Source organism: Actinomycetota bacterium (genome assembly GCA_030774015.1).
Taxonomy (GTDB): Bacteria; Actinomycetota; UBA4738; order UBA4738; family JACQTL01; genus JALYLZ01.
Map to the genome: position 1 here is coordinate 1 of JALYLZ010000186.1, position 8,892 is coordinate 8,892.

General features: G+C 66.6%; 10 protein-coding genes. 5 read left to right on the top strand and 5 right to left on the bottom strand.

The genetic code is table 11. The features are described 5' to 3' along the window. Positions 1-38: 38 nt before the first annotated feature. From M3Q23_17980 to M3Q23_17995, 4 genes are all read right to left on the bottom strand, one after another. Positions 39-1,637, bottom strand: a complete 1,599-nt coding sequence (locus M3Q23_17980) for an amino acid permease (protein ID MDP9343939.1) — start codon at positions 1,635-1,637, stop codon at positions 39-41. 157 nt (positions 1,638-1,794) lie between these two features. After that, a complete protein-coding gene (locus tag M3Q23_17985) occupies positions 1,795-2,568 on the bottom strand; it encodes a glucose 1-dehydrogenase (GenBank protein MDP9343940.1) in 774 nt (257 codons plus the stop codon). Beyond that, entirely contained in the window at positions 2,552-3,556 is a 1,005-nt protein-coding gene (locus M3Q23_17990; protein MDP9343941.1) for a D-glycerate dehydrogenase, read from the bottom strand. Before M3Q23_17990 ends, M3Q23_17985 begins: the two co-directional genes overlap by 17 nt. Then, on the bottom strand, positions 3,549-4,724 hold the full coding sequence (locus M3Q23_17995; GenBank protein ID MDP9343942.1) for a pyridoxal phosphate-dependent aminotransferase: 1,176 nt from the start codon (positions 4,722-4,724) through the stop codon (positions 3,549-3,551). The genes M3Q23_17990 and M3Q23_17995 overlap by 8 nt, the downstream gene beginning before the upstream one ends. A gap of 288 nt (positions 4,725-5,012) precedes the next feature. On the opposite strand from M3Q23_17995, the gene M3Q23_18000 reads away from it, so the two are divergent. The 5 genes from M3Q23_18000 (at position 5,013) to M3Q23_18020 (ending at position 8,241) form a co-directional block, all read left to right on the top strand. Then, positions 5,013-5,372, top strand: a complete 360-nt coding sequence (locus M3Q23_18000) for a zinc ribbon domain-containing protein (protein MDP9343943.1) — start codon at positions 5,013-5,015, stop codon at positions 5,370-5,372. Positions 5,373-5,404: 32 nt separating this feature from the next. Continuing rightward, complete coding sequence (locus tag M3Q23_18005) at positions 5,405-6,040, top strand: hypothetical protein (protein MDP9343944.1); 636 nt, start codon at positions 5,405-5,407, stop codon at positions 6,038-6,040. 260 nt (positions 6,041-6,300) lie between these two features. After that, the gene (locus tag M3Q23_18010) at positions 6,301-6,654 is read left to right on the top strand and encodes a hypothetical protein (protein MDP9343945.1); all 354 of its coding nucleotides are present in this window, start codon (positions 6,301-6,303) and stop codon (positions 6,652-6,654) included. Between the two features lie 574 nt (positions 6,655-7,228). Next, positions 7,229-7,633 (top strand): hypothetical protein, encoded by a 405-nt coding sequence (locus tag M3Q23_18015; protein ID MDP9343946.1) that lies wholly within the window; start codon positions 7,229-7,231, stop codon positions 7,631-7,633. Beyond that, positions 7,630-8,241 (top strand): hypothetical protein, encoded by a 612-nt coding sequence (locus tag M3Q23_18020; GenBank protein MDP9343947.1) that lies wholly within the window; start codon positions 7,630-7,632, stop codon positions 8,239-8,241. The genes M3Q23_18015 and M3Q23_18020 overlap by 4 nt, the downstream gene beginning before the upstream one ends. 4 nt (positions 8,242-8,245) lie before the next feature. On the opposite strand, the gene M3Q23_18025 is transcribed toward M3Q23_18020, so the two are convergent. Next, positions 8,246-8,419 carry a hypothetical protein gene (locus tag M3Q23_18025; protein ID MDP9343948.1) on the bottom strand — a complete coding sequence of 58 codons (174 nt, stop codon included), beginning with the start codon at positions 8,417-8,419 and terminating at the stop codon, positions 8,246-8,248. Between the last annotated feature and the right edge of the window lie 473 nt (positions 8,420-8,892).

Sequence of the window (8,892 nt, forward strand, 5' to 3'; positions counted from 1 at the left end):
GGGCCAGAGCCCGCCGCGTCGTCGCCCGGCTCCCTCGCTCAGACGCGTTCCAGGTCGGCCTCGATGGCGGCCATCTCCTCGGGCGTCCCCTGGACCTTCGGCCCCTTGAACCACTTCCGGGCCGACAGCAGGTACCAGCCCCCTGCCAGGATGATGACCGACCCCACCGCGATCGGGGCGTAGTTCAGCGCGTCGATGGTGTGGATCCCCAACCCGCCGGGTGACAGCTGCGGCATCATCAGGACGATGCAGATGAACAGCACCCAGATGACGGCGATCCATCCGACCAGGTAGCTCCATCTGCCGAGGTTCCACGGCCCGGGCCTGAACTTGCTCCCCGCGATGAGGCGAAGGAACGTCGGGATCACGTACGCGATGTACAGGCCGATCACGGCGATCGCAGTGACGGCGTAGTACGCGGTGACGCTGCCCAGCCAGTAGGCCGGCGCCACCAGGAGCCATGCCGCCACGACGGCCAGCCAGATCGAGTTGGTGGGCGTCCTGGTCCGCTTGTTGATCTTGTGCCAGAACCTCGACCCTGGGACGGCCCCGTCACGGGAGAACGCGTAGATCATCCGGGAGTTCGCCGTCACCGAGGACATGCCGCAGTAGAACTGCGCGCCCATGATGATGAGCAACACGAAGATCGTGGTCCCCTTGCCCAGGGCGTCCAGGAAGATCTGGGCCGGCGCGGCGATGTTCGCGGTTGCCAGCTGGAAGCTCAGGGCGTGAACGTAGCCCGGCGCTCCCTGGACAGCGGTCCAGACACCGATCAGCAGGATGTAGCCGAAGATCACCGAGTACACGACCGACTTCCAGATCCCGTTGGGGCCGGAGACGTCCGCGGTGTGGGTCTCCTCGGTCAGGTGCGCCGACGCATCGTAGCCGGTCAGCGTGTACTGGGCCAGCAGCATCCCGATCAGGAAGATGTAGATGGTCGACCCGAAGAAGCCGTTGGAGAACCCCGTTCCGTTGACGAAGCCCGGGATGGTGCCCTTGCTCGAGGCGTGCTTGCTGAACGAGAAGATCGTGCCGAGGCTGGTGTGGTGGTTGGGAACGAAGATCACCAGCAGCACGATGATGAGCACGCCCAGCATGTGCCACCACACGCTGATGTCGTTCAGCAGGGCCACCAGACGGATCCCGAACGTGTTCAGCACCCCGTGTGCCGCCAGCACCCCCGTGTACGTCCCCACGAGGATCAGGCGTGTCACCTCGACGTTGAAGGCGATGTGCAGGAACGCCGCGATGAAGGCGGCCCCGCCGAAGTCGATCCCCGCCGTGATGGCGAACTGGCCGAGCATGTTGAACCACCCGGTCATCCAGGACCAGGCCGGGCCGCTCTTCCCCGGCGCGAGCTTGGCCGACCAGTAGTACAGGCCGCCGGCGGTCGGATAGCTCGAGCAGACCTCCGCCATGGCCAGCGCCACGAACGTCACCATGATCCCGACCAGCGGCCAGCCGTAGGCCGAGCTGGCCGGGCCGCCGGTGATCATGCCGAACCCGAACAGGGTCAGGCACCCCGACAGGATCGAGATGATGGTGAACGACACCGCGAAGTTCGAGAACGCTCCCATCCGCCGGGACAGCTCCTGCGCGTAGCCCAGCTGGTGCAGCCTCTCGACGTCCGTGCGCATCGGGCCCTCGCCCCGTGTGGCAACGCCGCCGTCGCCTCCGGGGCGCATGCCCCCCTCGTCCTGCGCCACTTCGACCCCTCCCCTCCGGTCTCGGCTCGCGGGCGTCCAGCGCGTATTTCGTTCCCCCGCCCGGTCCGCTGTCAAGCGGCCTGGCGGGCTACTCCGGCGTGATGTAGGCCGCCGTGATGCCTCCGTCCACCACCAGCGCGGCGCCCGTCATCAGCGACGAGTCGTCCGAGGCCAGGAACAGCGCGGCCCGGGCGACCTCCTCGGCCCTGCCGAACCGGCCGATGGGGATGTGTACCAGGCGGCGGTTCCGCCGTTCGGGATCCGCCAGCAGGTCCGCCAGCAGCGGCGTCTCGATGGGACCGGGACACAGTGCGTTGGCCCGGATGCCCTGGCGGGCGAACTCCACCGCGATCTCCCGGGTCATGGCCAGCACGCCGCCCTTCGAGGCCGTGTAGGCGATCTGCGGCGCGGCGGCGCCCATCAGCGCCACGAACGACGCCACGTTGATGATCGACCCGCCCCCCGACGCCAGCATGGCCGGGATGCCGTAGCGGCATCCCAGGAACACGCCTTTCAGGTTGACGTCGATGGTCAGGTTCCACACCTCCTCCGGCGTGTTCACCACCGAGTCGTCCTGTGGGTGGAAGATCCCGGCGTTGTTGTAGAGCACGTCGAGATGGCCGAACCGTTCCATGGCGAACGCCACCATCGCCTCGGCCTCGGCGCTGCGAGAGACGTCCGCGTGCACGTAGGCGGCCTCGCCGCCGTCGCCGGCGATCTCAGCGACCGTGGCTTCGCCCGCCTCGTCCGCCACGTCCGACACCACGACCCTGGCGCCTTCGGCCGCGAACAGCTGCGCCGCGACCTTCCCCATGCCGCTCGCGGCCCCCGTGACGAGGGCGACCTTACCCTCGAGCCGCACGCCGCTCCCAGACCTCGGGGTTGAGGAGGGTGGGCGGGCGACCGCCCTCCAGGGCGGTGACCAGGTTCTCGGCGGCCAGCAGCCCCATGGCGTCGCGGGTGTCCACGGTGGCGCTTCCCAGGTGCGGGATGACCACGGCGTTGTCCTGCTCCAGGAGCTCCGGGTGCACCTCCGGCTCGTTCTCGAACACGTCCAGACCGGCGGCGAAGATCTCGCCCGACTTCAGCGCCTCGGCCAGGGCGGCCTCGTCGATCACCGGCCCCCGCGAGGTGTTCACGATCACGGCGGTCGGCTTCATCCGCCGGAACTGCTCCGCGCCGAACAGGTGGCGGGTCTCCGGGGTCAGGGCCACGTGGATGGAGATGAAATCCGCCTCGCCCAGGAGGTCGTCCAGGTCGCGGTACTCGGCGCCGACGTCGCGCTCCACCTCGGCCGGAGGGCGGAACGTGTCGTAGTAGATGATCCGCATCCCGAACCCCTGCGCGCGCCGGGCCACGGCCTGCCCGATCCGGCCGAACCCCACGATCCCCAGGGTCTTGTGGTGGAGGTCCTGGCCCAGCATCATCTCGGGCCCCCAGATCCACTTCTGGCGGGAGCGCAGGAACCGGTCGCCCTCCGCCACCCGCCGGGCGGCCGCCATCATCAGGGCCCAGGCTGTGTCGGCCGTGGTGTCCGTGAGGACCTCCGGGGTGTTCGTGGCCAGCACGCCCCGGCGGGTGCACTCGTCGACGTCGATGTTGTCGAACCCCACCGCGTAGTTGGCCACGATCACCAGGTCCGGCCCGGCGGCGTCCAGGAACTCGGCGTCGACCTTCTCGGTGAGCAGGGTGACCGCGCCGGCCTTCCCGGCGACCCGGCGCAGCAGCTCAGCGCGAGGGATGGCCGTCTGCTCCTCCCACACGTCGGCGTCGCACCGCGAGGTGATGGCGTCCATGGCCACCCGCGGCAGCCGGCGCGTCACCAGCACCGGCCAGCGGCGTTCAACCATGCTTCGAGAGGTCCGGGAGCGTGGCCTCCACGGCCTCCAGCGCGTCGCGGATGTTCTGGATGGAGTTCGCGTAGGAGAACCGCAGGTACCCCTCCCCGTGGGCGCCGAACGCGGTGCCCGACAGGCAGGCCACGCCGGCCTCGCTCAGCAGGTGGGCCTCGATCTCCTTCGACGGGGCGCCGACGCCGGCCACGCTGGGGAACACGTAGAACGCTCCCGCGGGCTCCTGGCACGAGATGCCCGGGATGCCGTTCAGCCCGTCCACGATGACGTCGCGACGCTGGCGGAACTCCGCGACCATCTCCTGCACCGGCTCCCACGGCCCGTTCAGCGCCGCGATCGCGGCGTGCTGGCTGAACGCCGACGTGCAGGACACCGAGTTGATGACCAGCCGGGTCACCGGCTCCACCAGGTCCGGCGGGAAGACGCCGAACCCCAGCCGCCACCCGGTCATGGCGAACGTCTTCGACCATCCGTCCAGCAGGACGGTTCGGTCGGCCATGCCGTCGACATCCAGCACGCTGACGTGCGGCCCGTCGTAGCGGATGGCCCAGTACACCTCGTCCGTCAGCACGATCAGGTCGTGGGCCATCGCGATCTCGGCGATGCGCTCCAGGTCCTCGCGGGTCAGCGCGCTGCCGCACGGGTTGTGCGGCGTGTTCAGGATCAGCAGCTTCGTCCGGTCCGTGACCAGCGAGGCCAGCTCCTCGGGGTCGATTCGGAACTGGTTCCCCTCGCGCAGCGGAACGGGGACCGGCGTCGCGCCGGCGAACGCTGAGATCGACTCGTACATCGGGAAGGCGGGGTTCGGGTAGAGGACCTCGTCGCCCTCCTGGCACAGGGCCATGATCACGTAGAACATGATCGGCTTGGCCCCCGGCGTGACCACCACCCGGTCCGGCGTGGCGCTTAGGCGGCCGTTCCGTTCCAGGAACTCGGCCACGGCCTCGCGGAGCGGCGGGATGCCCGGCGCCGGCACGTAGTGGGTCTGGCCGGAGGCGAGCGCTTCTGCCGCGGCGTCGCGGATGTGCTGCGGCGTGTCGAAGTCCGGCTCGCCGATCTCCAGGTGGATGACCTTGCGGCCGGTGGCCTCCAGCGCCCGGGCCCGGGCCAGGACCTCGAACGCGGACTCGGTCCCCAACCGGCCCATGCGGTCCGCGAGCTGCATCGTTCGGAAGCTACGACCGCTCACTTCGGGCAGTCAAGTCGAACGGGGGGTGGGTGCGCCGGGGGTCGTCTGTCGTCCGTTCGCGTGTCGGGTCCCTGGTGGGTGGTGGCTGTCGCTGGTGGCCCGGTCTCCCTCCCCTCCCTGTGGGACGCCGTCGCCGGCGTCCGTAGTCGTGGTGTGTGGGCGGTTTGTGGGGCAGTTTGCGTCAGCAGCGTCAACGAGGGACGGGCGCCGTCCCCGGCAATCCCGACGCTAACATGCAGAAGCACAGGACGAAGGAGCAGGCGGATGCGAGTCGAGGATGTCGAGATCCTCACCGACGACCGGATCGGGCGGCCCTATGAAGTGTTGGGTCTGATCGAAGCTCGTGTCACTGCAGGGGCCGCCTGGAACAAAGCAAGGACAGTCGAGGACGTGAACTCGAAGCTGCGAGAGGTTGCCCTGCGGATGGGGGCCAATGCCGTACTCAACACACGCTACGAACGCGGGATTTCGATGACGTCGTGGAAGGCGCTTACCGCCCGGGGTTGGGCCGTCAGGGCGGAGAGCGTCGACAAGCAGTGTCCCTTCTGCGCTGAGACCATCAAGCGGGCGGCATCGGTATGTCGATTCTGTGGCCGTGATCTTCCACCTCAGCCCGAAAACTGACCCTGGGGGGAGCCTTCACTAAGGGCTGCTCGATGGCGGTCACCGAGAGCGGATCTGCGACTGGACATCAGGTTGTCCTGGGAGAGGTGAACATCGATCTCCGGGAAGAAGCGAGGCCGGACGGCTATCGACCGCTGGCGGCCGGATGGGCTCGTTCGATCTTCTTCCTCGTCCCACCGCATCCGAACTGGAGGTACCTGCTCACTGCAGCCAGGTGCCTGGATGGCGCCCACCGGCAGTTTGAACTGCTGCGAGAGGACCTCGAACGGTACACACCGAGCGTCGCCAGGGCCATGGATCTCGTGAACGAGGCGGAGCTCGCCATCATGGCGCTCCATCGAGCGTTGACGATGGCACAGTCGGTGAGCACGAGGGTCGGGATCAGCCGCCCCATGCCAGCTCGGATCGCGAGGAGGGCCAGGGGTATCAAGGAGTTGCGCGACTCCTTCGCGCACATCGACGAGCGGGCTGCCGGCATGAGGCGGGGTCGAGCGGATCCCCGGGACGTCATGCGGCTGTATCGGGGCGGTGCCGCGTTGCTCGACACACGGACCGTCAGATTCGGCCGATGGTCATTGTGCGTGGACAAGCCTGCGACCGACCTCATGGTTGAGGTTCGAGGGTATCTGCGGGCCGCTTGGCACGACCTTAGGAGGCTCCAAGGATGAACTGGTCGGCCACCGTCTTCGCCGCTGGGTTCAGGCGGCGGCCGCCGCTGTCATCGACTACGTGGAGGAGATGCGACGGATGAACGACCTCCAAGCCGAATCACCACTGCCTCGCGGGGAGTCGTCCCGCTATCTCACGGTCAGGGGGCGTCAGCGGGCGGCCTGGGGACCCACGTACCTTGGCGGGTGCTTGATCCGGGCTCCCCTCCCTCGCGACGGCATAGTCGGCTACCCTTCCGCCAAGTGAAAGGAGGAGCAGCGTGAGCGAATCGGAGGCCCGCCGGATGCCATTTCTCCGGGGCGAGGAGATCAAGAGTGGCGCTCTTGTGGCCGGTGAGACCCGCTTCACCAAGGTCATGGGGGAAACGACTGATGACGACCCTTCGGACCTTGGCCGAACGAACCTGAGTCAAGCTGCCAGCCGAAGCGTTCTCGCCGGCGAGACCAAGTTCACGAGGGTTGTGGGGGAGACTGCAGACGATGACTCGCGGGGGGGATTGCCGCACACCGCGGGCGAAGCTGTCCCGTTCATTGCTCTCCGTGCTCGCCTCGTGGCTGGACGCGTCTTTGGGGGAACGAGAGTCACCAGCGCCCCTGAGACAACCGACGACTAAGTAGGTCACTTGGTTGGCCGATCGAATGCGCCCTCAAGAGCATGGCCCGTCGGGACTGGTCTTGCTTGTCTCGCACACGAATGACGAGCACGGCGACCGAGTCGAAGAGCTCCTCCTAACGCGCGATCATGTACGTGTTAAGCGTGTTTCCCTCGCCGACCTCCCAGACCGCGGATTCGCTTGGCAGCCGGGGCCCGACTTCCGATGGGAAGGACGTCCCCTCGGAGGCTGCACAAGCGGGCTTTGGCGTAGGCCCGGTTTCCCGAGAACGGACCACTTCGATGCTCAGTACTCTCGATTCGTTGAAGGCGAAAGTGCTGATGCGTTCAACGGTGCGATCGCGACCTTGGGTATCAAGTGGTTGAGCACTCCGGACGCCATTCGTGCCGCAGAGCGCAAAGTTGCCCAACTTCAAGTCGCTCATTCTCTGGCGCTACCGATTCCCAAAACGCTAGTAACGAACTCCCAAACGGCGGCAGTAGGCTTCATTCGCAAGCAGAGGGAAGTGGTCGCGAAGCCAGTTCGGTATGGCCTTGTATCTGACGACCCTCCCATGGTGGCCTGGACCCGGCTCGTGACCGAGGCCGAGCTTCACAGGCTGGCCGGGCCACCTGTCATCCTCCAGCGATGTATTCGGGCCTCACGCCACTTACGGGTGGTCACTATCCGGGACGAGGTATTCGTTGCCAGCCTGAGGGCAGCAGAGGTGGACTGGAGGTCAAACGAGATCAACCATGAGCGCTTCCGGCCTGAGCCGGACGAAGCGTGGCCTTGTGTTCGGCAGGGCGCGACGGCATTGGCCGCAGCCCTTCAGATTGGCTTCTCCGCACAGGACTGGATCGTGGACAACTCGGGACGGCCCTTTTTCCTTGAGGTGAACCCAAACGGCCAGTGGCTCTTTCTTGACCCACTCTGGGATGGGAGGATCGGTGAATCGCTGGCGATGGCCCTTGAGCGCCTCGCTTCGGACGGATCATGAGCAATCCGTGGAGCCGCATCTTCTGGTTCCTTGTAGGCAATCAGAGTCGAGCGGAGGCGCTTGACGACACCCCAGATCCCAAGCCAGTCGCTTGGGTCCAACCGGGCGCAACTGCCGGTGTGATCGATTACGCTTTAGAGGCCGCACTTCGCAGCGCCGAAAAGGCGAACGCTGCAGTTGATCGGGTACAGGACAAAGCAGCAGCGCAGGTTGTTCTTGTCGTGGGTCTGGTCCCCTTTTCGGCAGCAGCCACAGGCCTGGCCATTGCCACGCACGGCGGCGCGGCAGGTCTGCGGCTCGGTGCCATCATCGCCTTCGGGTTGGCGGATGCCTTGCTGCTCGGTTCAGCCGTGATGGCATTCCTAGCCGCTGGCCTTGTGGTCACGGTTGGATTGAACATCGGCCGACTGAGCACGGCCTCCTCACCGAAGGAAGAGGACCTCAAGCGGACAGAAGCCCTGACTTGGCATAAGTCGGCTTGGAACGCGATGGTGACCGTGCAAAGGCGAGCAGGTGAACTGTTCCGTTCGAGGAGGCTTCTCCTGTGGGCGCTGTTGATCGCGGCTGTGGGGGCCAGCCTCCTGGGTCTCGCATCAAGCAATCATTAGGGGGCTAGCCATCGCGAGCGTTCTCCCTTAGCTTGCGCACCGTCGTCCGCTCGAACTCCAGCAAAGGGATGTTCAACTCCAGGTTGTCCTCGATCAGCTCGGCCGCGGCCCGCATGGCCTGGGCGAACCACGCCCGATGCTCGGGGTTCTTCCACCTCCTGAGCACATGCGCTGCCACCCGGCCCCGAGTCACCGACAGTCGTAGGGTCACCGAATATCGACGAAAAGCCGTAGTGACGCGTCCATTCACCGGCCAAGCCAACATATCCTCGCGCAGTAGCGACGCACGCGGGTCGCCTCCCCGTTGCTTCCCTCGATTCAGGTTGGCCCGCCCGGGTGGCAACTTCCAGGTCAGCCGCAACGCGGCGGAGGCGCCTGAACGCCAGGGCGATAGTTCGGATGCGCGGTGAACCAGTCCACGAGACCGGAGGCACACGAGTATCTTGTCCGTGCGAGACACGCTCTGGTTCTCAAGGCGGTAGCGACACGGCTGGGCGTTGGCATACAGTCAGGTAGGCGACTGGTGACCACGCTCATCTGAAACCCCCCACATCCGCTCACTGAAATCCACCACCTCCTGAGCCCGAGTTCCCCCAACGGAAGAGGGCTCCGCCCGATGCTGACGGTGATCAGGCCGTCGGATCGGAAGGA

What these genes read in the sequence shown, in the direction of transcription:
- M3Q23_17980 (MDP9343939.1), bottom strand. Translation starts at nt 1,637, where the DNA reads ATGCGCACGGACGTCGAGAGGCTGCACCAGCTGGGCTACGCGCAGGAG.
- M3Q23_17990 (MDP9343941.1), bottom strand. Translation starts at nt 3,556, where the DNA reads ATGGTTGAACGCCGCTGGCCGGTGCTGGTGACGCGCCGGCTGCCGCGG.
- M3Q23_17995 (MDP9343942.1), bottom strand. Translation starts at nt 4,724, where the DNA reads ATGCAGCTCGCGGACCGCATGGGCCGGTTGGGGACCGAGTCCGCGTTC.
- M3Q23_18000 (MDP9343943.1), top strand. Translation starts at nt 5,013, where the DNA reads ATGCGAGTCGAGGATGTCGAGATCCTCACCGACGACCGGATCGGGCGG.
- M3Q23_18005 (MDP9343944.1), top strand. Translation starts at nt 5,405, where the DNA reads ATGGCGGTCACCGAGAGCGGATCTGCGACTGGACATCAGGTTGTCCTG.
- M3Q23_18020 (MDP9343947.1), top strand. Translation starts at nt 7,630, where the DNA reads ATGAGCAATCCGTGGAGCCGCATCTTCTGGTTCCTTGTAGGCAATCAG.